Annotated in this window: 21 protein-coding genes; 11 read left to right on the top strand and 10 right to left on the bottom strand. The window is 67.1% G+C overall.

The features are described from left to right. The first annotated feature begins 3 nt into the window (after positions 1 to 3). The 5 genes from ABC728_RS12770 (at position 4) to ABC728_RS12750 (ending at position 4,998) form a co-directional block, all read left to right on the top strand. Positions 4 to 462 carry a GNAT family N-acetyltransferase gene (locus ABC728_RS12770; protein WP_416618039.1) on the top strand — a complete coding sequence of 153 codons (459 nt, stop codon included), beginning with the start codon at positions 4 to 6 and terminating at the stop codon, positions 460 to 462. A gap of 337 nt (positions 463 to 799) precedes the next feature. Beyond that, positions 800 to 1,861, top strand: coding sequence for an efflux RND transporter periplasmic adaptor subunit (locus tag ABC728_RS12765; RefSeq protein ID WP_416618041.1), 1,062 nt, complete (start codon positions 800 to 802; stop codon positions 1,859 to 1,861). Between the two features lie 59 nt (positions 1,862 to 1,920). Then, entirely contained in the window at positions 1,921 to 2,610 is a 690-nt protein-coding gene (locus ABC728_RS12760; RefSeq protein WP_416618042.1) for an ABC transporter ATP-binding protein, read from the top strand. Further along, on the top strand, positions 2,607 to 3,764 hold the full coding sequence (locus ABC728_RS12755) for an ABC transporter permease (protein WP_416618043.1): 1,158 nt from the start codon (positions 2,607 to 2,609) through the stop codon (positions 3,762 to 3,764). Before ABC728_RS12760 ends, ABC728_RS12755 begins: the two co-directional genes overlap by 4 nt. A 46-nt stretch (positions 3,765 to 3,810) precedes the next feature. Next, positions 3,811 to 4,998, top strand: coding sequence for an ABC transporter permease (locus tag ABC728_RS12750; RefSeq protein ID WP_416618044.1), 1,188 nt, complete (start codon positions 3,811 to 3,813; stop codon positions 4,996 to 4,998). Between the two features lie 130 nt (positions 4,999 to 5,128). On the opposite strand, the gene ABC728_RS12745 is transcribed toward ABC728_RS12750, so the two are convergent. From ABC728_RS12745 to ABC728_RS12725, 5 genes are all read right to left on the bottom strand, one after another. Next, the gene (locus ABC728_RS12745) at positions 5,129 to 7,288 is read right to left on the bottom strand and encodes a TonB-dependent receptor (protein ID WP_416618045.1); all 2,160 of its coding nucleotides are present in this window, start codon (positions 7,286 to 7,288) and stop codon (positions 5,129 to 5,131) included. A gap of 82 nt (positions 7,289 to 7,370) precedes the next feature. Next, positions 7,371 to 7,574 carry a hypothetical protein gene (locus tag ABC728_RS12740; RefSeq protein ID WP_416618046.1) on the bottom strand — a complete coding sequence of 68 codons (204 nt, stop codon included), beginning with the start codon at positions 7,572 to 7,574 and terminating at the stop codon, positions 7,371 to 7,373. Continuing rightward, positions 7,571 to 8,722 (bottom strand): PepSY-associated TM helix domain-containing protein, encoded by a 1,152-nt coding sequence (locus tag ABC728_RS12735; RefSeq protein WP_416618047.1) that lies wholly within the window; start codon positions 8,720 to 8,722, stop codon positions 7,571 to 7,573. The genes ABC728_RS12740 and ABC728_RS12735 overlap by 4 nt, the downstream gene beginning before the upstream one ends. 206 nt (positions 8,723 to 8,928) lie before the next feature. After that, complete coding sequence (locus tag ABC728_RS12730) at positions 8,929 to 9,345, bottom strand: HRDC domain-containing protein (RefSeq protein WP_416618048.1); 417 nt, start codon at positions 9,343 to 9,345, stop codon at positions 8,929 to 8,931. Between the two features lie 277 nt (positions 9,346 to 9,622). Further along, entirely contained in the window at positions 9,623 to 10,366 is a 744-nt protein-coding gene (locus tag ABC728_RS12725) for a SapC family protein (RefSeq protein ID WP_416618049.1), read from the bottom strand. A 331-nt stretch (positions 10,367 to 10,697) separates the two neighbouring features. Here ABC728_RS12725 and ABC728_RS12720 point away from each other — a divergent pair, with 331 nt between their 5' ends. Further along, positions 10,698 to 11,600 (top strand): LysR substrate-binding domain-containing protein, encoded by a 903-nt coding sequence (locus tag ABC728_RS12720; RefSeq protein WP_416618050.1) that lies wholly within the window; start codon positions 10,698 to 10,700, stop codon positions 11,598 to 11,600. Positions 11,601 to 11,635: 35 nt separating this feature from the next. Here the strand turns inward: ABC728_RS12720 and dapD are convergent, their stop codons facing one another. Beyond that, positions 11,636 to 12,481, bottom strand: a complete 846-nt coding sequence (gene dapD, locus ABC728_RS12715; protein ID WP_416618051.1) for a 2,3,4,5-tetrahydropyridine-2,6-dicarboxylate N-succinyltransferase — start codon at positions 12,479 to 12,481, stop codon at positions 11,636 to 11,638. A 199-nt stretch (positions 12,482 to 12,680) separates the two neighbouring features. Further along, positions 12,681 to 13,433 (bottom strand): pyrimidine 5'-nucleotidase, encoded by a 753-nt coding sequence (locus ABC728_RS12710; protein ID WP_416618052.1) that lies wholly within the window; start codon positions 13,431 to 13,433, stop codon positions 12,681 to 12,683. A gap of 102 nt (positions 13,434 to 13,535) precedes the next feature. Here ABC728_RS12710 and ABC728_RS12705 point away from each other — a divergent pair, with 102 nt between their 5' ends. The 4 genes from ABC728_RS12705 to ABC728_RS12690 all read left to right on the top strand — a co-directional run bounded on the left by ABC728_RS12705 (position 13,536) and on the right by ABC728_RS12690 (position 18,541). Continuing rightward, the gene (locus ABC728_RS12705) at positions 13,536 to 15,221 is read left to right on the top strand and encodes a sensor domain-containing diguanylate cyclase (protein ID WP_445376561.1); all 1,686 of its coding nucleotides are present in this window, start codon (positions 13,536 to 13,538) and stop codon (positions 15,219 to 15,221) included. A gap of 52 nt (positions 15,222 to 15,273) precedes the next feature. Further along, positions 15,274 to 16,551 carry a DUF2336 domain-containing protein gene (locus ABC728_RS12700; protein ID WP_416618054.1) on the top strand — a complete coding sequence of 426 codons (1,278 nt, stop codon included), beginning with the start codon at positions 15,274 to 15,276 and terminating at the stop codon, positions 16,549 to 16,551. A gap of 4 nt (positions 16,552 to 16,555) precedes the next feature. Continuing rightward, positions 16,556 to 17,842 carry a CCA tRNA nucleotidyltransferase gene (locus ABC728_RS12695; RefSeq protein WP_416618055.1) on the top strand — a complete coding sequence of 429 codons (1,287 nt, stop codon included), beginning with the start codon at positions 16,556 to 16,558 and terminating at the stop codon, positions 17,840 to 17,842. A gap of 147 nt (positions 17,843 to 17,989) precedes the next feature. Beyond that, complete coding sequence (locus tag ABC728_RS12690; RefSeq protein ID WP_416618056.1) at positions 17,990 to 18,541, top strand: DUF924 family protein; 552 nt, start codon at positions 17,990 to 17,992, stop codon at positions 18,539 to 18,541. Here ABC728_RS12690 and ABC728_RS12685 read toward each other — a convergent pair. The 3 genes from ABC728_RS12685 to ccmA all read right to left on the bottom strand — a co-directional run bounded on the left by ABC728_RS12685 (position 18,511) and on the right by ccmA (position 21,571). Continuing rightward, positions 18,511 to 19,998, bottom strand: a complete 1,488-nt coding sequence (locus ABC728_RS12685; protein WP_445376560.1) for a peptidoglycan DD-metalloendopeptidase family protein — start codon at positions 19,996 to 19,998, stop codon at positions 18,511 to 18,513. The two genes, ABC728_RS12690 and ABC728_RS12685, sit on opposite strands and share 31 nt — an antisense overlap. A 224-nt stretch (positions 19,999 to 20,222) precedes the next feature. Next, entirely contained in the window at positions 20,223 to 20,888 is a 666-nt protein-coding gene (gene ccmB / locus ABC728_RS12680; RefSeq protein ID WP_416618058.1) for a heme exporter protein CcmB, read from the bottom strand. Beyond that, the gene (ccmA, locus tag ABC728_RS12675) at positions 20,885 to 21,571 is read right to left on the bottom strand and encodes a heme ABC exporter ATP-binding protein CcmA (protein ID WP_416618060.1); all 687 of its coding nucleotides are present in this window, start codon (positions 21,569 to 21,571) and stop codon (positions 20,885 to 20,887) included. The genes ccmB and ccmA overlap by 4 nt, the downstream gene beginning before the upstream one ends. Positions 21,572 to 22,326: 755 nt before the next feature. Here ccmA and ABC728_RS12670 point away from each other — a divergent pair. After that, positions 22,327 to 23,454, top strand: coding sequence for a type III PLP-dependent enzyme (locus tag ABC728_RS12670; protein WP_416618061.1), 1,128 nt, complete (start codon positions 22,327 to 22,329; stop codon positions 23,452 to 23,454). Positions 23,455 to 23,696: the final 242 nt, after the last annotated feature.

Raw genomic sequence — 23,696 nt, 5'->3', positions numbered from 1 at the left:
GCCATGGCGGATTTCACCATCGCCCCACCCGCCCCGGAGGATGAGGCTGATTGGCGCCGCCATTGGGCACAATATCTGACCCGCTACACCGTCAATGTCACCCCGCTGACCACCGACATCATCTGGGCCCGCATGCTGGACCCGACATCCGCCATGCGCGGCCTCATCGCCCGTGATGCCGATGGGCGGGGTATCGGCTTCTGCCACCTGATCCTGCACGACAATACCTGGTCGCTGCACCCGTTCTGCTATCTGGAAGATATGTTCATCGCGCCCGAATACCGGCGGCGCGGGATCGGCCGGGCCATGCTGGACCGGATCGTCGAACTGGCACATGCCAACCAGTGGGCCCGCGTCTACTGGACGACGTGGGAGAATAATGCCGGTGCCCGGACCCTGTACGATCAGGTGACGGGCGGCGCCGATTCGCTGGTCCATTACACGATCAAGGTCAGTGCCTGACCCCCGGCCCGTGGCGCACCTCCCTTCTTCTCCCTTGGTTTCCGCCCCTGTCCGCCTGGTGGGCATGTTCTCTTTTGGTTCCGGACGCTAACCATGATAGGGTGGGCGCCGCCGGGGGGCGGAGATGTGATCGGTTGACGGTACGGGTGGACCCCGCGTGAGGCGGCGCGTTTCATCCGGGCCGACCGATGCATGTTGCTCCCTTCACAAGTTTCGCATCCACCCTATTTCCGGTCCGGGTCGCTTCCGCCGGTCGGCGGAAAGCGGGACGAACCCGGCAACAGGCCGGCGCCGCAGGCATGGCGCGGGCGGGAATGAAAATGGTTGGACGGTCGTGATGGACAATAAACGGGACCTGCTGCACTCGCTGAAGATCGACCGCCGGGAGGACCCGGCCATGCCGGCGCAGGGAACCAGCGGCTGGGTCCGTGTGGCGGGCGTGGCGGGCTTGCTGGTGCTGGGCGTCGTGGGTGGGGTCGTTGGCGCCCGCCTTCTGGGGGAAACCGGGCCGGCGGCTTCCGGTCCGGCTGCCTCCGGGGCCAATGGCGCAGCGGTGCAGGCGCCCTCTGCCGCCAGCGCCGCTGGCACCGCCAACGCCGCCCCGGCGCGGCCGGCCGGCTCGCTGGTGGCGTCGGGCTATATCGTGGCCCGGCGCACGGCGACCGTGTCGGCGGAACTGACGGGCCGGGTGCAGGATGTGCTGGTGGATGAGGGCATGGTGGTGACCAGGGGCCAGGAACTGGCGCGGCTGGACGCGACCCTGGCCGTGATCGACCTGGACCTGGCCAAGGCCCGCGTGGCCGCCGCCCAGGCCCAGGCGGAGGGGCTGTCCGCCGACCTGCGCGACGCGGAGCGGGTGTTGCAGCGCACCTCCTCCCTTTCCCGGGCTTCCAACGCCTCGGAAGCGGAACTGACGCGCGCCCAGGCCCGGGCGGAAACATTGCGCGCCCAACTGAAAGGCGCCCGCGCAGAGATGGAGGTGGCGCGCATTTCCGTGGCCCGTCAGGCGGAAACCGTGGACAGGCATGTCGTGCGGGCCCCGTTCGACGGCGTCGTGATCGACAAGAACGCGCAGCCGGGAGAGATCATCTCCCCCATGTCGTCGGGCGGCTTCACCCGTACCGGCGTCTGCACGCTGGTGGACATGACCAGCCTGGAGGTCGAGGTGGATGTGAATGAGGCCAATATCGGCCGCGTCCGGCCGGGCCAGAAGGTGGAAGCCGTGCTTGATGCCTATCCGGACTGGAAGATCGCGGCCAGCGTGATCGCCGTGGTGCCGCGCGCCAACCGCGACAAGGCGACCATCAAGGTGCGCATCGCCCTGGATCAGCGTGACGCCCGCGTCCTGCCCGACATGGGGGCCAAGGTCACGTTCCTGGACGCCAGATCGTCCGATTGAAGCATTTTCAACTTGGCGGCCGCTGTCCCCTCGGGATGGCGATTGGGGGGAGAGCGTACATGACGGCACTGATCACCATCACGGGCGGCGCCAAGCGTTTCGTCAAGGGCAAGGAAACCATCACCATCTTCGACCGGCTGGACATGCAGATCGAGGAGGGGGATTTCATCGCCATCATGGGCCCCAGCGGGTCGGGCAAGACGACACTTCTGAACCTGCTGGGCGGTATCGACAAGCCCACCGCCGGGTCCATCGATTTCGCCGGGCAGCGCCTGGATCAGATGGGCGAGGGGCAATTGTCGGCCTGGCGCGCAGCCAATGTCGGCTTCATCTTCCAGTTCTACAACCTGATGCCGGCCCTGAACGCGGCGCGCAATGTGGAACTGCCCCTGCTGCTGACCCGGCTGGGTGCGGGGGAGCGCCGGCGACGGGTGGAAACGGCACTGAAGATCGTGGGCCTGGCGGAACGCGCCCGGCATTTCCCGCGGGAGATGTCGGGCGGGCAACAGCAGCGCGTCGCCATCGCGCGCGCCATCGTGGCCGACCCCAAGCTTCTGCTCTGCGATGAACCGACGGGCGATCTGGACCGCAAGACGGCGGACGAGATTCTGGGCATGCTCCAGTTGCTGAACCGCGAGCTGGGCAAGACCATCATCATGGTCACCCATGATCCGGAGGCGGCGCGCCACGCCAACCGCGTCCTGCATCTGGACAAGGGCCGCTTCGTGGAGCAGGAGGGCGTGGCATGACCGATTTCAGCCTGATCCTGGCCAACCTGTTCAGCCGCAAGCTGCGGGCCGCGCTGATGATCGTGGCGATTTTCTTCGCCTTCCTGATCTTCGGCATGCTGGCCGGCGTGCAGAACGGCTTCAACAGTATCGGCAGCAGTGCCGGGGAAAACCGGCTGGTCACGGTGAACAAGATCAACTTCACCCAGCCCATGCCCATCGCCTATGTCAACCGCATCCGCGCCGTGGACGGCGTGGCGCGGGCCAGTTTCGCCAATTGGTTCGGGGGCTATTACCAGGACCCCAGGAACCTGGTGATGACCTTCGCCATCGATCCGGAAAGCTATCTGGACATCTATGCCAGCGACATCGCCCTGACGGCGGACGAGCGGGCGGCCTTCCTGGCCGATCGCACGGGCCTGCTGGTGGGGCGCAAGCTGGCGGAAAATAACGGCTGGAAGGTGGGGGACCGCATCCCGCTGAAATCCAACATCTATACCAACAAGAGCACGGGTGAGCAGTCCTGGGACTTCACCATCGCCGGTATCATGGAGCCGGCGCGGGAGGAGGCGGATACGAACTATGCCCTGTTCCACCACACCTATTTCAACGAGTCGGTGACATTCGGCCAGGATACGGCCGGCTGGATCGTCATGGAAACCACGGACAAGGCGCTGAACACCAAGGTGGCGCAGACCATCGACGCCATGTTCGCCAATTCCCCGGCCGAAACCGCGACAGACACGGAGAAAGCCTTCAACGAGGCGTTCATCGGCCAGTTGGGCAATATCACGCTGATCATCACGCTGGTGGTCGGGGCGGCCTTCTTCACGATCCTGATGATCGTGGGCAATACCATGGCCATGGCCGTGCGCGAGCGGACGAAGGAGATCGGGGTCATGAAGACGCTGGGCTTCCCCTCCCGCCGCATCTTCAAGCTGGTGCTGGGGGAAAGCCTGCTGTTGTCGGCGCTGGGCGCGCTACCGGCCCTGGCCCTGGCGGCTTTCCTGCTGGCCATGCTGAAGCCGGTCATCGGCTTTCCCGGCCTGGCGCTCAGCCCGCCCTACATCGCGCTGGGCCTGGGCATCATGCTGCTGCTGGGGCTGGTCACGGGCATCATTCCGGCCTGGACCGCCCTGCGGCTGAATATCGTCACCGCCCTGGGGCGGCAGTGAATATCCTCAACCGCCCCGGGGCGGTCGTGAGGGCGGGGGGACACCGATGCGTATCCTGAACCAGATCGTCGCCGTTTCGACCATCAATCTGAAAAGCCTGCCGCAGCGTTTCTGGCTGTCGCTGTCCACGGTGGTGGCCGTGGCGCTGGTGGTGATGGTGCTGCTGTCCTTCCTGGCCATGGCGGCCGGGTTCCAGCGCACCATCGAAGGGTCCGGGTCGCCCGGCATCGCCATCCTGTTGCGCGATGGCTCGCAGCAGGAACTGAATTCCATCGTGATGCTGGAGCAGATACGGCTGGTGGGGGAGGCGCCGGGTATCGTGCGCAAGCCCGATGGCAACCCGCTCCTGTCGGGGGAGCTTTATGTCGTCGTCGACGGCATCCGGCGCAGCACCGGCATGAAGGCGAACATACCGCTGCGCGGCATCGGCCAGGATGGCCCCGGCCTGCGTGACGGGCTGACCTTCTCCCAGGGCCGCATGTTCTCCCCCGGCAGCAACGAGATCGTGGTGGGCGAGGGGCTGGCACGGGAATTCACCGGTTTCGAACTGGGGCGGGAGATCAAGCTGGGGCCGACCACCTGGAAGGTGGTGGGCGTCTTCGCCATGAACGGGGCCGTGTTCGAGAGCGAGATCTGGGCCGACGTCACCGTCGTGCAGAGCATGTTCCGTCGCGGCAACAGCTTCCAGACCATCCGGGTCCGGTTGGAGACGCCACAATCCATCAAGGTGCTGCAGGATTATGTCGCGAACGAACCGCGGCTCAAGCTCGCCGTCTCATCCGAGCAGGAATTCTTCGCGGGCCAGTCCTCGGGCACCGTGAAGCTGATCCGGGGTGCTGGCTGGCCGCTGGCCATTGCCATGGCCGTGGGGGCGCTGGCCGGGGCGCTCAACACCATGTACAGCTCTGTCGCTGCGCGGACGCGGGAGATTGCGACCCTGCGCTGTCTTGGCTTCGGCGGCTTTCCCAGCTTTGTCGCCACCCTGCTGGAAAGTCTTGTCCTGTCGGCCATCGGCGGGCTGATCGGGACCGTGCTGACCTGGATGTTCTTCGACGGGTTCAGCACATCCACCCTGGGCGAGGGGTTCACCCAGATCGTGTTCAGCTTCTCCCTCACCCCGGCGCTGGCCGTGCAGGGGGTGACGCTGGCCCTGGTGGTGGGCATGATCGGCGGCTTCTTCCCGGCCTTGCGCGCCGCACGGCTGCCGATCGTCGCGGCCTATGCCCAGGGGTGATGCCAAATTGCGATAATGCCAATCCGCCTTGATACTGACCATCGGCCAGTATCAAGGCGGATTGGCATGACCTGACATCTTCCGGTTCTGTCCGGTGAGGGGGCCTGCCCCCACCGGACAGGGGTGCTGATCAGAAATCGACCGTGGTCGACAGCTTGAACGTGCGCGGCGCGCCCTGCAGAAGCGTGGTGGCGAAGGCGTCGTAGGAAGAGGCCCAGTACCGCTTGTCCGCCACATTGTCGACGTTCAGGCGCAGCGTCACCGGCCGGTCGCCCGCCAGGAACACATAGCGGGCCCCCAGGTCGAACCGCGTCCAGGCGGGGATCGACAGGGTGTTGGCCGCATCCACCTTCTGGCTGCCCGTGCGCACGACCCGCCCGGTCAGCGTGACGGCCGGCATGAAGGGCAGGTCCCATTCGACATTGCCGTTGATCGTGTAATCGGGAACGCCGATCACGTCATTGCCCTCGTTCACACCGCCGGCCGTCTTGCGCAGCTCCGCATCGCTGAGCGAGAAGCCGCCGATCAGGCGCAGCCCGTCCACCGGCTCCCCATCCAGGCTGAGTTCGATGCCGCGGTTGCGCTGTTCGCCATCCATCGCAAAGACCAGCGGGCCGGCCGGGTTGGCCGCGTCGACCGGCCGGGTGAAGGCGCTGGGCTTCTTCGTCTGGAACAGGGCCAGCGACACGGCCATGCGGCCGAAATCATACTTGCCGCCGATTTCATACTGTGTGGACTTGTAAGGGGCGAACACCTCCCCCGAATTCACCACGCGCACATCGATGGGGGCCGTCGGCCCCTGCGCCAGCCCCTGGATGCGGTTGGCGTAAAGCGACAGCCCCTCGGCCGGCTTCACGACCAGGCCGACGACGGGCGTGTTGGCGCTTTCATCATATTCGCCGGACTGGACGCCCGTGCCATAGGCATAGCTTTTCGTGCGGATGACCTGGTGGCGGATGCCCAGCGTCAGCAGCACCTTGTCGTCGAAGGCACCCAGCGTGTCGGCGATATAGGCGCTGTAAAGCCGCGTGCGGGAAATGGGATCAGGATCGTCCAGATCCCCGCCGGAGAAGGCGGAGGCCGGCTGTGCCACCGCCGGCGTGGTGTAGAGATTGCTGGCAAAGCCGCCGAAGAAATCATAGGCATTGCGGTTGACCTGCCAGACGGCCGAGCCGCCGGCATTGATCTCGTGGCTGATGGCGCCCGTGCCCAGCTTGGCCCGGATGCCGGCCTGCGCGGCTTCGTTATTGTCGGTACGCGGAATGTACGACCCGCCGCCATTGGCGGCACCGGTCAGCACATCGGTCACGGTGATGCTGTCATAGATGCCCTTTTCCGACCCGTCGCGGGCGCCGGCCGCCGCGTACAGCGTAACATTCTCCGTCACGTCATATTCACCGCGCAGGATACCGAACACGTCGCGCAGGGTGCTGTAGGACCAGGACTGGCCGTAATTGTGATCGGCCTTCGGCACGTCGGGGATGGCGTTTGTGCCCAGGGTCACCTTGGGGCGAAGGTTGCGCACATGCATGCGCTGATAGGCCAGGTCGAAGGAAAGGCGCGCACGCTCCCCCGTCCAGTCCAGGCCCGTGCCCAGCACATAGGCGCTGCGGAATTCCCCGTCGATGGCCACATCGCCGGTGCGGGCGGCGCCGTTGATGCGGATGCCGAACTGGTCGCCCTCCCCGAACCGGCGGGCCATGTCGAAGCTGCCGCCTATATGTTCGTCGCCGGTATAGTTCAGCGTGGCGCGGGCCAGCGGCCGGGCTCCCGCCCGCTTGGGCACCAGATTGACGTTGCCGCCCAGGCCCGAGCCGCCGGGGGCGGCGCCGTTCAGGAAGGCGCTGGCGCCGTTCAGCACCTGCACCTGCTCGTAAAGCTCCGGGGCGATCAACTGGCGCGGGGTCAGGCCGTACATCCCGTCGATGGCGATATCATCGCCGAACAGCGGGAACCCGCGCACGATGAACAGTTCGGCGGCATTGCCGAAGGCATAGCCCGTGCGCACCGACGGGTCATTTTCCAGCACCTGACCCAGCGTCTGCGGCTGCTGGTTCAAGATCAGGGCCGAGCCATAGGATTTGATGGCGAACGGTACATCGCCGGCCGGCTTGTCGCCCAGCACGCCGACGGTGCCGCCGCGGATGACCTGGGTCTGGTTCCCGCGCTGCGCGGTCACCACGATTTCCGACAAGGCCTCGCCCCCGGCCTGCTGAGCCTGCGCCGGCAGACCGGCCGCCAGCAATGCCGCCAGGGAGACACCGGCAATCAGGGCATGATCGAGTTTCATTCTCTTCCTCCGGCGTTGAAGCCGCTTCCTTAATCAAGGGTGAAATCGCAATCGCTTCTTAGTGGCGATTGCCTGGAACAAATCAGGACCGTCGCGCCCACAGGGCCCAGGCCACGACCAGGACCGGAATGCCAAGCGTGATCCAGGAGACCAGATCGCGCAGGCCGTCGCCCGTCAGCGCGGCGATCAGGCCGATGGTGCTGGCGATGGCGATCAAGGTGGGCGCCAGGAAGATGGCCGCCAGGGATTGCCGGCCTTGACGCCCGGTTCCGGTCCCGCGGCTCATTCCGCTGCCCCCGCCGCCTGGATGCCGCCCGTCTCCACCTCCCGCACGCGGGCTTCCAGGCTGGGGGTGCGACGGCCCAGCCAGAGATAGAGACCGCTGCCCAGCACGATCGTGGTGAAGAGGGTCAGCACCGCCCATAGCAGTTTCAGCGGCAGCCCGCCGTAATCCCCGAAATGCAGCGGCCGCGACAGCATCAGCGCTTGCATATACCAGGGCATGGGCCGGGCGGCCGTCAGGTCGCCGGTACTGGCATCGACCAGGGCGGGGGTCAGCAGTTCCTTGGTCAGCGGCGTGGCCCCTTGCAGGAACACGCCGTAATGATGGCGGGTGGAATAGGCCGTGCCGGGGAAGGCCACGAATTGCGGCCGGCTGTTGGGCACGGCGGCCTTGGCCGCCTCCACCGCGTCATGCAGGGAGGCCAGGTCGCGCGTCACCACCCCTTCCCGGTCGCCATAGGCGCTGGTCAGCGCCGCGAGCTGCCCGCGCTGCCATGCCTGGACGATGGGCGTGTCGAAGGCGTTCAGCACGCCCGTCAGCCCCACCACCAGGGCCCAGGCCAGGGACACGATGCCCAGCAGATTATGGTAATCCAGCCATTTCAGCCGTGTGCTGCGCGTTGTCCGCACCGTACCGAACGGCAGCTTGCGCATGAAGGGCGCGTAAAGCACCACACCCGACACGATGGCCACCAGGAACAGGATGCCCATCACACCCAGGAACAGCATGCCGGGCAGCCCCAGGAACATGTCGGTGTGGAGCTGCAGCAGGAAATGCATGAAGCCGCTATCATCGATGATGCCGACCAGTTCGCCCGTGCGCTGGTCAAACGACCGGATGGTCATCTCCTTGGCGGTGACATCGGGGCGCGGACCGGTGGTGATGTTCACCACGGGCCGGTCCTCGTCGAAGCTCATGAACAGCCCGATCTCGCCGGGACGGGAGGACAGCGCGATGGCCATCATCTCGTCCAGCGTCTTCAGCCCGGCATCGGTGTCGGCCAGGACCTGCCTTTCCTCCGTCAGCGCCTCGATCTCGTCATGGAAGATCAGCGGCAGCCCCGTGATGCACAACATCAACAGAAAGGCCGTGCAGATGATGCTCGTCCATTTATGGATCAGGAACCAGGCCCGGATGGTTGCCGAGGTCATGAATATCCCGCAAGGCGAAGGATTATGATAGTCATTATCAATTCTTATAGGCGCCAAAGCCTGGGCCGGCAAGCCGGTTCCCGGCATGGTGGGCGGCGTGGCCCGGACACGACAGGAATTGGCCCGCAAGCAAAACGGCCTGCCGGGCGGCATTACGCCCCGCAGGCCGGGATGGGCGGCATGGGTACTGTCGGGGAAGGGGACGGTCAGCCTGTCAGGTCTTCCATGGTGCGGCGGACCACACGCACGATCTCGGCCCCGCGCTTGTGCGCATCCTCACCCAGGCTGCTGACGATGACCGACAGCTCGATCTCCGTGGTGGGCGCGTAGCGGGCGACCTCGGCCAGCAGATGGTTGCTCATCACCTCTTCCCGGTCCACGGCCAGGTTGCGGGCGACCTCACTGCGCCAAAGGTTCAGTTCGGCCTGGATCGCGGTTTCGATCTGGGCCTGCTCTTCCTTCCGGCGCAGGTCGCGGTAATGCACCAGGATACGCCAGCTCTCACCGGCATAGGCCGTGTCGATCCGCTCGACCTCTACCGTGCGCAGGAAATTGGCGACCCGATGCTCATCATCCTCGGCGCTCGCGTCGCGGATGGTGAAGGTCCGAAGCTCAAGATTCATGATGAAAACCTGCCGCTGGTGACCTGATGCGGGCACCTGTACCGACCCGGCGGCACTGCCCGGCTGCTGCGTCCGGTCGCACCGCCCGGTGGAAGGGCCCATCCCGCGCACTATACCGTGGGCGTGTGACAGTGGCATCTATCTTCACGTATGGGTCGGGGGGCATGGAAACCGACCGGAAAACAGCAACGGCCCCGCGGTGATGCCGCGGGGCCGTTGCCAGCCGCCAACCCGCCGTCACAAGGCGGGCACGCTCAAGGCCTGAAGCCTGATCACGTCAGGCCGCGGTGCCCAGCCGGTCGACCAGATTCTGCCAGCGGCCCAGCGACACGAAATGGGCATAGACCAGACCGATCCAGTTGCGCTTGCGCCATTCCAGGAACACCTCGTCTGGCAGGGCGTTGAACTTGGCCTCGTCGATGATGCGGAAACCGGACAGCGACAGGCGCTTGCCGTCGGGGGTCACCACCTCGGCGCGCTGGTCGACCAGCAGGTCCAGCTTCTGCACTTCGTCGCAGAAAAGCTGGGTCTGACGGGCGGAATTGTTGAAGGCCACGCAATAGTTCAGGATGTCCTCGCCATCCTTGGTGCCCTTGCCATTCTCAAACAGCGGCATGTCGCCATCGGGACCAACCAGGCGTGCATCCTCTTCCATGATCAGGATGAGGCGCTTGTCTTCCGGCATTTCCACCAGAAGGAAAGGGTAGCGGCCGATATAGGCCGGCACCTGGACATTCTTGGCCCAGGCGCCATCCTTGTCCACGAACAGGTTTTCACCCGCGCGCAGGCCCGACAGTGCCATCACGCCCGCATTCGGACCGGGGCCGAACACCAGCGGATAGAAATTCTGGAGCTGCGGCATCTCCTCGGCCAGCACCGGGATCGCGTGGATATTGGCAGCATACTCGAAGCTGCGGTTGCGCTTCACCTTGACATTGGCGTGCCGCTCCGCGCTGACGGGCACGGGGTTGTTGTACAGCAGCGGCATCTGGGGGGCGTCGGCGTTGGCGACGTCGGTCATCTTGGTCAGTCCCGGCAAAAGGTATGGCAAGGGCGGTTGCCCGCCCGGTGCTGGAGCCATTCAACTGCCGCAAACCACCCCCCCTGTCAATGCCGGTGGCATGGGTTTTCAGCCGTGAAACGGCACGAAAGCAGGCCGAAAAGCAGGGAAAAGGGCCAGAAGGGACGGGTGGGGGGCGGTGCCTGGCGGGCCATGCTGGCGACTCCGGATCGGGGGGGAAGGTTCTGCCCGCATGATCGGGCTTTCCCGCCTTGACGTCGAACACCGATCCAATACAGTCGCTGTAACTTGTCGTTACAGCAAAGGTCGCGCCATGCGCCGGTTGCCGCCCATGACCATGCTGCGCGCGTTCGAGGCTGCGGCGCGCCACGAAAGCCTGTCGCGCGCGGCGGAGGAACTGAATGTGGCCCATCCGGCCCTGTCCCGGCAGGTCCGGGATCTGGAGTCCTGGCTGGGCTGCGCCCTGTTCACGCGGCACAATCGCGGCCTGTCGCTGACGGAGGCGGGCCGGGTCTATCGCGATGCGGCGGTTGCCGCCTTCGACCTGCTTGAAACGGCGACCGGCCTGCTGCGCACGGCCCCGCCGCAGGCGGGCCGGACACGTCTGGTCCTGTCGGTCGAGCCGTCCTTTGCCCAGCGCTGGCTGGTGCCACGGCTGGGCGATTTCCGCACCCGCAACCCGCTGGTGGAGGTGGTGGTGGATGCCACCCGCGCGCCGGCCGATTTCCGCAAGGGTGGGGCCGACCTGGGCATCCGCTACGGCAATGGTCCCTGGTCGGGTCTGCAGGCGCAGCTTCTATGGGCGGTGGAGAATTTCCCCGTATGCGCGCCGGGTCTGGCGGCCGGGCTGCCGGCCGATCCGGTGGGGTTGCTGGCCGGCGACCTGCTGCTGGAGGAGATGGACATGCCCTGGCATGCCTGGTTCCGTGCGGCGGGCATCGGGGTTGCGGGGCCGCTGCGGGGGCCGCGCTTCTATGATGCGGGAAACGCCATTGATGCCGCGGTGGCGGGGCAGGGGGTGGCGCTGGGTGACGCGATCCTGGCGGCCGACGACGTGGCGGCGGGCCGGCTGGTCCGGCCCTATCCGCAGACGGCGGTCCATGACGCCTACCATCTGGTCGCCCCCGCCCCGCATTTCCGCCGCCCGGCCGTAAGGGCCTTCATCGACTGGGTGGTGGCGGCGATGCGAGATTTCCATGCGCGGCGGGCGGGGCACTCCCCGCCCGGTATCTGAGCCCGGAGACCGGACAAGGTCATCGGGACCGGATATCAGTCGCGCAGCAGGTCATTGATGGAGGTCTTGGAGCGGGTCTGGGCATCCACCCGCTTCACGATCACGGCACAGGACAGGGACGGGCCGGGCGTGCCGTCGGGCAGCGGCTTGCCCGGCAGGCTGCCGGGGACCACCACCGAATAGGCCGGGACACGGCCCACGAACACCTCGCCCGTGGTGCGGTCGATGATCTTGGTCGTGGCGCTGATGAACACGCCCATGGACAGCACGGCACCCTGTTCCACGATCACGCCTTCCACCACTTCGGACCGCGCGCCGATGAAGCAATCATCCTCGATGATCACGGGGCCGGCCTGCAGCGGTTCCAGCACGCCGCCGATGCCGACGCCGCCGGACAGATGCACGTTCTTGCCGATCTGGGCGCAGGAACCGACCGTAGCCCAGGTATCGACCATGGTCCCCTGGTCCACGAAGGCGCCGACATTGACGAAGCCGGGCATCAGCACGACACCGGGGGCGACATAGGCGCTGCGGCGCACGACGCTGCCCGGGACGGCGCGGAAGCCGGCCTGGCGCCAGGCATTCTCGTCCCAGCCCTCGAACTTGGACGGCACTTTGTCCCACCAGTAGGCGCCGCCGGGGCCGCCGGCGATCATGCTGTTGTCATTCAGGCGGAAGGACAGCAGCACCGCCTTCTTCAGCCACTGGTTGACGACCCAGGCGCCGTCCACCTTGGCGGCCACGCGGGCATCGCCGGCATCCAGCAGCGACAGGGCCCGGTTCACGGCGTCGCGCACGTCGCCCGTGGTGGAAAAGCCAAGGCTGGCCCGGTCTTCCCAGGCCTGGTCGATGATACGGGCGAGATCGGCGTGGCTGGTCATCGCGGGGGCTGTCCCTATCGTCGGTTTCAAGATCGGCGGGGACTTTGTGCGTCCCCATCCGCCCTGTCAACGCGGGTGCCCGCAGGGCGCCCATGCCCCCCAGGGGCGCCGGTCCATGCCCCCCAGGGGGCGCCGGTCCATGCCCCCCCAGGGGCGCCGGCCATCCCCGCCCGAGCCCCCTGCCGTGCGGGGCGCGCGATCAGCGCCGGCGCGCCGCCAGCCCCTCCAGCCAGGTTTCCACATCATCGATGACGTGATGCACATGCGGGCCGGGATGCTGGATGGCCTGCGGCTTGAACTCTCCCTTCATCTCCGGGTGCGAGAACTCGCTTTCGGTGCGCACCCAGACGGTGGTCATCCCCATCTCGGCGGCGGGCCCCAGATTGCGGTGCAGATCCTCCACCATCACGGCGCGCGACGGTTCCAGCGCGAAGCGGCGGGCCATGGCTGCATAGGTCGCAGGATCGGGCTTTGGCACGTAATCGGCGGCGACGATGTCGAAGATGCCGTCGAACTGGTCCGCCACCCCCAACCGCGTCAGCACATTCTCCGCATGGCGCACCGACCCGTTGGTGAAGACCAGCTTGCGTCCCGGAAGCGCGCGCAGGGCCGCCGCCATGGCGGGCGAGGGGGCCACCGGCGTCACGTCGATATCGTGGACATAATCCAGGAAGGCCGCCGGATCCATGCCGTGATGGATCATCATGCCGCGCAGCGATGTGCCGTGGCGCAGATAATAATCCTTCTGCCGGGCCCGTGCCGCCTCCCGGTCCAGTGCCAGTTCGCGCGCGATATAATCCGTGATGCGGACATCGACCTGTGCGAACAGGTTGCATCGGGCGGGATAAAGCGTGTTGTCCAGATCGAACACCCATTGGTCCACATGGGCGAAGGGATCGGCAACCGGTGAACCCGCGGGCGGCGGAATGGTTTGGTGATCGACTTTCATCATGTCCTTAAGATGATCATGCCCGGCAGGGACCGCAAGTGCGATGGACCCGGCGGCGGGAGTGGAGTACCACTTGCTGTTGTCCCCCAGGGCTTTGACAGGAGCATGGCCGCCTTGCCCCCCGATGAAGGTTCGATACCGCCCGGCGATGGTGCGGATGCCCTGGCAGGCCTTATGCATGGCTGGCCCGGCCCGGCGCTGGCCATTTGCGGCGACGGACGGGTGCGCTCCTGGAACGAGTCGGCGCGGGTGATGGCCAGCCGGCATGATGGCTGGCTGACGGAACTGGCCCGCTGGGTGGGGACCGGCGGCGCGCTGAACGAACCCTGCCGCTCGGTGCCTGTGGAAACCGGCAGTGGACCGGGAGTGGTGGAATTCACGACCGTGCTGCTGCCCCAGGGCATCGTCGCCTGCCTGGGCCGCGATGTGACGCTGGAACGGCGTCTGCGGCATGCCCTGACCGAGTCGCGCCAGCGCTACAAGGATCTCGTCGATGTCTCGTCCGATTTTGCATGGGAAGTGGGGCCGGACGGGCAATTCGTTTTCGTCTCCTCGGCGGGGGCCATCGGCTACCATCCCGATGACCTGATCGGACGCCACCCGTCGGAATTCGTGCTGTCCGACTTCGCCGACCAGCCGCTGCCCTTCGATACGGCCGTGGGGATCGAACGGACGGAGGTCTGGTTGCGGGCCAAGGATGGGGAGGCCGCCTGCCTGATCTCCTCCGCCGTGCCGCTGATCGGGGTGGATGGCGGCTGGATCGGCGCGCGCGGGGCCTGCCGCGACATTACCGAAGCGCGCGTAAAGGGCATGGAACTGGCCCAGGTCCGCCTGCGCGAGAAATATCTGGGCTATATCGTCTCCTCCACGCGCGACGACGTGGACCCGGCCAAGACGCTGGAGATTGCGGTGGGCGTGGCCGTCAACGCCACGGGTGCCGGCGGGGCCATGCTCTATGCCCGCACGGGCGATGTCTTCTCCCGCGCAGCCGGCCAGGGCCTGCTGCCGGAAGGGCTCCGCCCGGCCATCGCACCGTTCCTGGAACAGGTGGCCGGACAGCCGACGCCTACCATCAGCCGGGCCGGCGGCTGGACCCTGCTGGCCACCCGGACCCTTTTCCGCCACGAGGTCAACGGCGCCGTGCTGGTCTGGCGCGACGACGGCCAGGACTGGAACGAGGATGACCTGTCCATGGTCCAGGCCATCGCCGACCAGGTGGGCGTGGCCGTGGCCCAGGCCCGTTACCAGGAACGGCTGAAGACCCTTTCCGAGCGCGACGGGCTGACCGGCCTCTACAACCGCCGCACCTTCATGGAGATGCTGGAGGCGCGGCTGGACAAGCAGACGGGTGGCGGTTCGGCCCTGCTCTATTTCGATCTCGACAATTTCAAGGCGGTCAACGACAAGTTGGGCCATGGGGCCGGCGATGACGTGCTGCGCGCCGTGGGCGAGCTGCTGGGACGGCTGGCACGCCCGGGCGACCTGTCGGGCCGGCTGGGCGGGGACGAGTTCGTGCTTTGGATCGACCGCGTGGACCAGGGGCAGGCGCTGGCCGTGGCCGACCGCCTGCTGCGCGAGGCGGCGGAGTTCCTGCGGCCCCTGTCGGCGACGCACGACAAGCCGCTGGGTGTCTCCGTCGGTGTCGCCTTCTATCGCGGCGGTTCGGGGGAGCCTGCACAGGGGCTTGTCGACCGGGGCGACCAGGGAATGTATGCTGCCAAGCGCATGGGCAAGGGCCATCGCGCGCTGGCACCGGGATTCGAGCCGGCGGGACCGGCGCAGGACAGGTAGGCCGTCGGGCCGAACCGTCCGATGGATGGAACGATCAATGCGGGTTTCGGGCATGTCAGGTTCGCGCATCCCCCTGGACTATGAGACGGCGAAGAAGCTGGCCGCCAGCCAGGACACGGGGGACAGGCGGCTGGTCGCCAGCCGCGCGGACACCCAGCCTGAAATCCTGTTCTTCCTGGCCAACGATGCCAGCGCGGAGGTGCGGCGGGAAATCGCCCGCAACGATTCGACCCCGCGCCAGGCCGATCTTCTGCTGTGCGGCGATCCCGACGAGGAGGTGCGCAGCGGCCTGGCGCGCAAGATCGCCCGGCTGCTGCCATCGCTGACGGCGGATCGTGTGGGCCAGTTGGAGCGGATGACGCTGGACATCGTTGAGGCGCTGGCCCGCGACCAGGCCATCGCCGTGCGCCGCGTCGTGGCCGAAACGCTGAAGGATACCGACGCCGCCCCGCCGCATCTGGTCCAGCAACTGGCCCGTGACCTGGAACTGTCGGTCAGCGGCCCGGTCCTGCGCCATTCGCCGTTGCTGACCGATGACGATCTGCTGTCGATCATCGGCAGTCAGCCCATGGACGGCAAGCTGGTGGCCATCGCGGAACGGGCCGGCCTGTCGGGATCGGTTTCCGAGGCTGTCGCCCGCACGCAGAACGAGGCGGCCGTGGCCGCCCTTCTGGGCAACCAGTCCGCCCAGATCCGGGAAGAGACGCTGGACCGGATCATCGACATGGCGCCCAGGTTCGAGCCGTGGCACAGCCCGCTGGTCCGCCGTCCGTCCCTGCCGCCCCAGGCCGCGGCGCGCATCGCGGGCTTTGTCAGCGAACAGTTGCTGAAGGTCCTGGAAACCCGCACCGACCTGCCGGCCGATGTGCGCGGCGCCATCCGGAGCGCGGTGCAGCAGCGCGCCAATGCCGGCAATCCTGCGCGGGGCGGGGCCGAACCGCTGGGCATCGCCGACCCCGCGGAGGAAGAGGAGCCGAAGGAACGCCCCATGGACCGCGCGCGTAAGGCGCACGCCGCAGGCAAACTGGACGAGGAGATGATCACCGAGGCGCTGACGAAGGGTGACCGCGGCTTTGTGCTGGGCGCGCTGTCCCTGCGGGCCGGCGCCCCGCTGGAGGCGGTGGACAAGATCATTGGCGGACAGAGCGCACGCGGCGTCACGGCCCTGTGCTGGAAGGCGAAACTGTCCATGCGTCTGTGCCGCCAGGTGCAGCTCCGCATCGCGAACATCCCGCCTTCCTCCGTCCTGAACGCCCGCGACGGCAGCCATTATCCCATGTCGGACAGCGAGATGGTCTGGCAGCTCGAATTTTTCGGCCTGAAAGGCTGAAGCAATGGAGGGGGTGGGGGAACAGCCGGACCTGCCGACCGCCCACCCCGGCCCCGTCGGCCTGATGGCCGGCACGGCGGCGCGGCGGGTCATGCAATCGCTGATGCGCACGGGGCAGGAGGCGCGCTTCATCGGCGGCTGCGTGCGCGATGCGCTGCTGGGCGTTCAGGCCAGCGATATCGACATCGCCACCCCGCTGCTGCCCGATGAGGTGACGCGGCGGCTGCGCCAGGACGGCATCCGGGTTGTGCCCACGGGCATCGCGCATGGCACCGTGACAGCCGTGACGGAGGGGGCGTCGTTCGAGATCACCACCCTGCGCCGGGATGTGGAGACCGATGGCCGCCATGCCGTCGTCGCCTTCACCGACGATTGGCTGGTCGATGCGGGCCGGCGCGATTTCACCTTCAATGCCATGTCGCTGACGCCGGAAGGGGAGCTTTACGACCCGTTCGGCGGCGTGCGCGACCTGCGCGCGGGGCGTGTGCGCTTCATCGGTGCCGCCCGGGAACGGATCGCGGAGGATGTGCTGCGCATCCTGCGCTTCTTCCGGTTCCATGGCCGGTTCGGCCAGGGCCGGCCCGACCCCGACGGCCTGGCCGCCTGTGCGTCGCTGGCCCCGCTGCTGCCTTCCCTGTCGGGAGAGCGGGTGCAGCAGGAGGTGACGCGCATCCTGGTCCAGGACCGGGTGGTGGAGGTCTGGCGCCTGATGGCCGGTTGCGGCGTCGTGGCGCAGATCCTGCCGCAGGCGCTGGATACCGACCGGCTGGCCGCCCTGGACCGGCTGGAATGGCTGGTGGGGGAGGCGCATCCCATGGCGCATCTGGCCGCCCTGCTGCCCCCGAGCCTGAGTGCCGCGACCGACGTGGCCGAGCGGCTGCGCCTGTCCAACGCCAATCGCAGCCATCTGCTGGCATTGTGCGCCCCGACCGTGGATGTGCATCCTGATCTGACCGTGACCAGCCGGCGGCATGCGCTGCAGAAGCTGGGACCGGAACTGTACCGCGACCTGCTGCTGCTGTCGGCAGCTTCCCGGCGCACGCCTGCCGTGGAACTGCTGGAGGCGCTGGCCGATGCGGCGACCTGGATTCAGGTGCCCTTCCCGTTGAAGGGGCGCGACGCGATCGACCTGGGCATTCCGCCCGGCCCGGATATCGGCCTGCTGCTGGCCGGCGTCGAAGGCTGGTGGGCCGCCCGCGACTATCGCCCCACGCGGGAGGAGTGCCTGGCCGAACTGGCGCGCCGCATCGCCGGCCGTGCGGCGGCGGAAAGCGGGTCGGGGCAGGCATGACCGGCGCCCGGGAATGGTGCGGATGCCGGAATAATCGGCGTGGATGCTGGACATCCGGTGCCGCTGGCCTCATCTGTTGTTTTCCGACCATGATGCCGGCAGCGGCAGAACAAGGCGGCCGCTGGCCGCGCAGGAGGAGAAGGCCGCATGCGGGCCAGTGATGTCGATGGCGTCCTCAGCTTCTGGTTCGACGAGGCGGGGCCGGCAAAATGGTTCGGCGGCGGGCCGGATTTCGATGTGCTGGTGACACAGCGCCTGCTGGCCGCCCATCTGGCCGCTTCGGCTGGCGATCTGGCGGATTGGACGATGACGCCGGAAGGCACGCTGGCGCTTTGCATCCTGTTGGACCAGGCGCCGCGCAACATGTTCCGCGGTACCGCCCGTGCCTTTGCCAGCGACGAACAGGCGCTGCTGGTCGCCACCGATGCCGTGGCCCGGGAGCAGGATCTGATGCTGCCCGACAATCAGCGCCTGTTCATCTATCTTCCGTTCGAGCATTCAGAGAAGATCGAGGACCAGCGGCTGGCCGTCCGGCTGTTCGCCAACCGCACGCGCGACCCGACGCTGCTGGATTACGCCTGCCGCCATCTGGCCGTGATCGCGCAATATGGCCGCTTTCCCCATCGCAACAAGATGCTGGGGCGGGAGAGTACGCCCGACGAGCTGGCCTATCTGGCGCTGCCGGGATCGGGTTTCTGACCCCGGAAGGCGCGCGGGACCGGGTCCCTATCCCTCGCACAGGTGCCGGCCGCGTTCCATGAAACGCAGCGGATTGACGGGCTTGCCGTCCAGCAGCACCTCGTAATGCAGGTGGGGACCGGAACTGCGGCCGGTGCTGCCCAGGGTGCCCAGGGCGCGGCCGGGGTCCAGATTCTCCCCCGCTTGACGCTGATCTTCTTCATATGGGCATAGCGGGTATGGATGCCGAAACCATGATCCACCTCCACCATGTTGCCATATCCGGGATCATAGCCCGCCCGGATGACGCGGCCGGCGGCGGGCAGGGTGACGGGTGACCCTTCACGCGCCACCAGGTCCAGGCCGGTATGGGAGGCCCAATCATTGGTGAACGGGTCGCGCCGGCTGCCGAAACCGCTGGAGACGTAGAAATTGTCCACCGGTGGCGTCAGGGGCAGGTAATGCTTCACGGCGCGCAGCCGCGCCTGACGCTCCAGCCGCGATTCGAGCTGGGTCAATGCGACGCGCGCCTCCGGCGGCAGTGCCGCCGTGGGCAGATCGGGCAGGCCGACCAGCGGGCCGCCAACCCCGCGCGGGGTGCCATCCTCCATGGCGGTCAGCACCTGTTCCAGATCGATGCCGGTCTCGCGCAACTCGCCCTCGATGGCGCCGGAGCGCAGTTCCGTATGTTCGGCCAGCCGGGTCAGCAGGGCCACCTGGCCGGCCGCCACCTCGCCCATGCGCTGTTCGGCGGCGGCCAGGGTCGCGGCCATCGCGTCGCGCTCGGCCCGCATCGTTTCCGCCTCGCTCCGGTTGCGCAGCGATTCGGCCTGTGCCTCCGCCAGGGTACGGGCAAGGCCCTGGCCCGCCAGCACCAGCGTGGGCGGCGCATCGGCCGGCGCGTCCAGACCGTCGATGGCCAGGGCCAGCGCGGCCATGGCGGCCTGGGCCCGGCGGGCGGCGATGTCATGGCTGACATCGGTCACCATCTGCAACGATTCCTGCGCGGCGCGCAGATGGCTGCCGCCTTCCGCCACGCCGATGCGCAGCGGGGCCAGTTCGGTGCGCACGGCCGCCAGGACCTGACGCGGGGTCTGCTTGCTGCCGGACCTGTCGGCGGCGATCAGCACGTCCAATGCTGCCTGCACCCGCGCGCGGGAGGCCTGTTCCTCCTCCAGCGCCGCGCCCAGTGCTTCTCTGGCATTTTCAAGTTCGCCGGCGATGCGGGAAATATGCTCCCGGCTGTCGGCAAGCTGCCGGGCCAGACCCTGGGCGCCCTGGTCGACCTGTGCGATGCTGTTGCGGCTGCTGTGCAACGCCACTGTCGTGGCGATCCAGCCGATGGAGGTGGTGACGGCCACGGCCAGTGTGGCGGCCAGCAGCAGCGGCCGGTGCCGGTCGGCGAAGGTGACGGGCTTCGCCTCGCCATCATCCTCGACGATGATCACCTGTCGGCTGCGCTTGAAGATGCCGATCACCCCTTGAACCCCCCGTCAGTGCCGTCGGCCCTGTGCCCGGCTGTGATGGCCGGGATGGAACCTGCTTGCGGACGATCAGGCGCCCGCGGTGCCGGCACTGGCGCCGGCGAGGGGAATTTAAGGGAAACTACCCCGAATGGGCAAGCCGCGAATCGCCAATGGACTATATCCAAGGTGTGGATGGGTCTTTCCCGGTTCCCCGATCGGGGAACAGTCCAGGGCGATCAGTCCAGCGCGGCGCGCAAGGCGGCGGCCCCGGCCCAGGGGGCCAGCGGCAGGGCGGCGGCCAGCAATCCGCCCAGCAGCAGCAGGTGCGGGCGCGCGGTCTGGCCTGTCAGGGTGGCATCAATGGCGGCGGCAGCGAAGATCAGGGCGGGGATGTAGAGGGGCAGCACCAGCAGCGGCAGCAGTACCCCGCCCCGCCGTGCCCCCAGCGTCAATCCGGCCCCGATCCCGCCGATCAGGCTCAAAAGCGGCGTGACCAGCGCCAGCGTTCCCAGCAGGATCGGAAAGCCTTCCCCCGGCAGATTGAGGAACAGGGCCAGCAGCGGGGATGCCAGGATCAGCGGCACACCCGTCACCAGCCAATGGGCCGTGATCTTGGCCGCCGCCACGCCTTCCAGGGGCAGGAGCGACAGGGCCAGCAATTCCAGCGAGCCATCATCCATATCCGCCTGGAACAGCCGGTCCAGGGACAAAAGCGAGGCCAGCAGGGCAGCGACCAGGATGACGCCGGGCGCGATGCGCGACAGCAGGCCCGGTTCCGGCCCGATGCCGAACGGGAACATCACGACGCACAGCACGAAGAACAGCACGGCCATGGCGGCGTCGGCGCCCTGGCGCAGGGCCAGCCGCAGATCACGGCGCAACAGCCGCAGGAACCCTGTCATGGCGCCGGCTCCGCAGCAGCGGGGCCGAACGCGGCCATATCCAGCATGATGGCGTCCGGCACATCCAACTCGCTATGGGTGGACAGCACGACCATCCCGCCATCGGCCCGGTGGGCGGCGATCAGGGCGGCCAGACGGTCGATCGAATCGCGGTCCAGCGCCGTCGCCGGCTCGTCCAGCAGCCATAGCGGTGCCAGTGCTGCCGGCGCCAGGGCCAGCCGGGCCAGATTCACGCGCTTCTTCTGACCGGCGGACAGATAGCGGCCCGGCATGTCGGCGACATGCGCCATGGACATGCGCCGCAGGGCCTGGCGCGACCGGTCCTCCGGTTCGGGCAACCCGTCCAGCCCGGCCCAGACCGAAAGGTTCTCCAGCGCCGTCAGGGTGGGTTTCACTGCATCCTGATGCCCGGCGTAACGCAGGCGGCCGCGGTGGGCGTCCGGGTCCTGGATGATATCGGCCCCGTTCCACAGCAAGGCGCCGGCAAAGGGGCGCGACAGACCGGCCAGCAGGCGCAGCAGGCTGGACTTGCCGCTGCCGTTGGGCCCCACCAGGACCAGTGCGCCGCCGGCGGGCAGGGTGAAATCCAGCGCCGTGAAGACGACACGCTCGCCCCGCAGGCAGGTGAGGCTGCGCGCGGCGAGCAGATCGGAAGAGGGCGCGGAGGCCTGGCCTTCGGTCAAGGATACGGCTCCTGGCAGGGAACGGGCGGTCAGGGCGCCACGATGCCAGAACCGGCGACAAAAAGGGGGCACAAAATGCGGGCAAAGAAACGGCCACCGCGGGGGCTTGTGCGGTGGCCGCAATAGCGTCGATCCGGGGCGGGATCGACAGTTTCGGGCAGATCTTCACAGGTGGGGCCTGGAATCCCGCCGGCACGGGGTGTCTCAAACGTACCGGCGCTGCCACGGCCCAACCTGACCGGCCCGCGTGTCCAAACTCTTGCGGGAAAGTGGCAAAATTTTGATTTGTGCGCAGGTCACCCGTCCTATGCGGAATTTCACGGTCCAGACACAAAAAACTTCTTTGCCCACCGGGGGTTCGGCCCTATATAGCCGCTTATCGCAGCGCACGTGCCTATGGCCCCCACACCCGTCCCGCCTGTCATTTTCAAGAGAGGGACGGAGCCGTCGACCCGGTGGGGTTATGCAACGACGTAAAGCGTATCCCCGTCCGTCCCTTAAACAAGGCGGCGAATTGGAGGCTACGATGGATGTTGTTGTTGTCGGGGGGCCGGCCGTGCCCTTCGTTTCCATTTTCCATTCCGACCGGACCCCTGGCCATGGGGTGTCGGTTCTCCCTGGCGTCATGACCAGTATCTGACCCGCCTGGGCCGGCCGCGAAAGGCGGCACGCTTGGGCGGAACCGGACCCTGTCGGGGTCCGGCAGAGAGCCTTTCACCCTTCATTATCATCGCCATGCCGCCTCGGAGTCCCCGATGACCGAGAAGATCGCCCGTTTTTTCGCTGAACAGACCCCCGCCACCCCTTGCCTGGTCGTGGATTTGGATGTCGTTGCCGACAATTTCGGCAAGCTGGCCGGTGCCATGCCCGACAGCCGCATCTTCTATGCGGTGAAGGCCAATCCCGCGCCGGAGATTCTGCGCCTGCTGGTGGAGCGCGGGTCGAGCTTCGACACGGCGTCCGTGCCGGAAATCCAGTATTGCCTGGATGCCGGTGCCACGGCCGACCGGATCAGCTTCGGCAACACGATCAAGAAGGCCGGCGATATCCGCACCGCCCACGCCCTGGGCGTGGACCTGTTCGCCTTCGACAGCATCGAGGAACTGGAGAAGATCGCCGAGAACGCGCCCGGCGCGCGCGTCTTCTGCCGTATCCTGACATCCGGCGAGGGGGCTGACTGGCCCCTGTCGCGCAAGTTCGGCTGCGAGCCGGATATGGCGCGCGACCTGCTGATCCAGGCGGCTGGCATGAATGTCGTGCCCTATGGCGTGTCGTTCCATGTCGGCAGCCAGCAGCGCGACCTGCGGCAGTGGGACGTGGCGTTGTCCACGGCCGCCGCCATCTTCCGCGGCTGCGAGGAGAAGGGTGTGCTGCTGCGCATGGTCAATATGGGCGGTGGCTTCCCGACGCGCTATCTGAAGGACGTGCCGACCAGCCAGGCCTATGGCGAGGCCATCAACGAGAGCCTGCGCCGCCATTTCGGCAATCGCCTGCCGGAAACCATCATCGAGCCGGGCCGCGGCATGGTGGGCAATGCCGGCATCATCCAGTCCGAAGTGGTGCTGATCTCCCGCAAGTCGGCCAATGACGACAAGCGCTGGGTCTATCTGGATATCGGCAAGTTCGGCGGTCTGGCCGAGACCATGGACGAGGCCATCCAGTACCCGATCCGCAGCGAGCGTGACGGCCCGGCCGAGCCCGTGATCCTGGCGGGCCCGACCTGCGACAGTGCCGATGTGCTTTATGAAAAGGCGGAATATCGCCTGCCGACCTCGCTGAAGATTGGCGACAAGGTGACGATCATGGCGACCGGTGCCTATACGACCACCTATTCTGCGGTCAATTTCAACGGGTTCGCTCCGCTGCACGCCTATTACATCTGACGCTTCCCGAACCGTCATTTTTGCACAAGCCGCCCTTTTCAGGGCGGCTTGTGTCATTTTATGGACTTTTTGGTGGTTTTTTAAGCAACCCTTGGGCAACTGCGTATTTATTTTGCAACACTCCCGGGGATTGTTGCAGGGCAGCATGCGCCGGTTCTAGGCGCTGCGATTGAAAACCCTCATAATCCGGCCTTGTAAGGGCCTCGCGCAGCAAGTGGCATCATATTTGCTGCACTGCGTGC

The sequence above is a fragment of the Niveispirillum fermenti genome (genome assembly GCF_052474395.1).
This window is presented reverse-complemented; position numbering and strand designations above follow the sequence as displayed.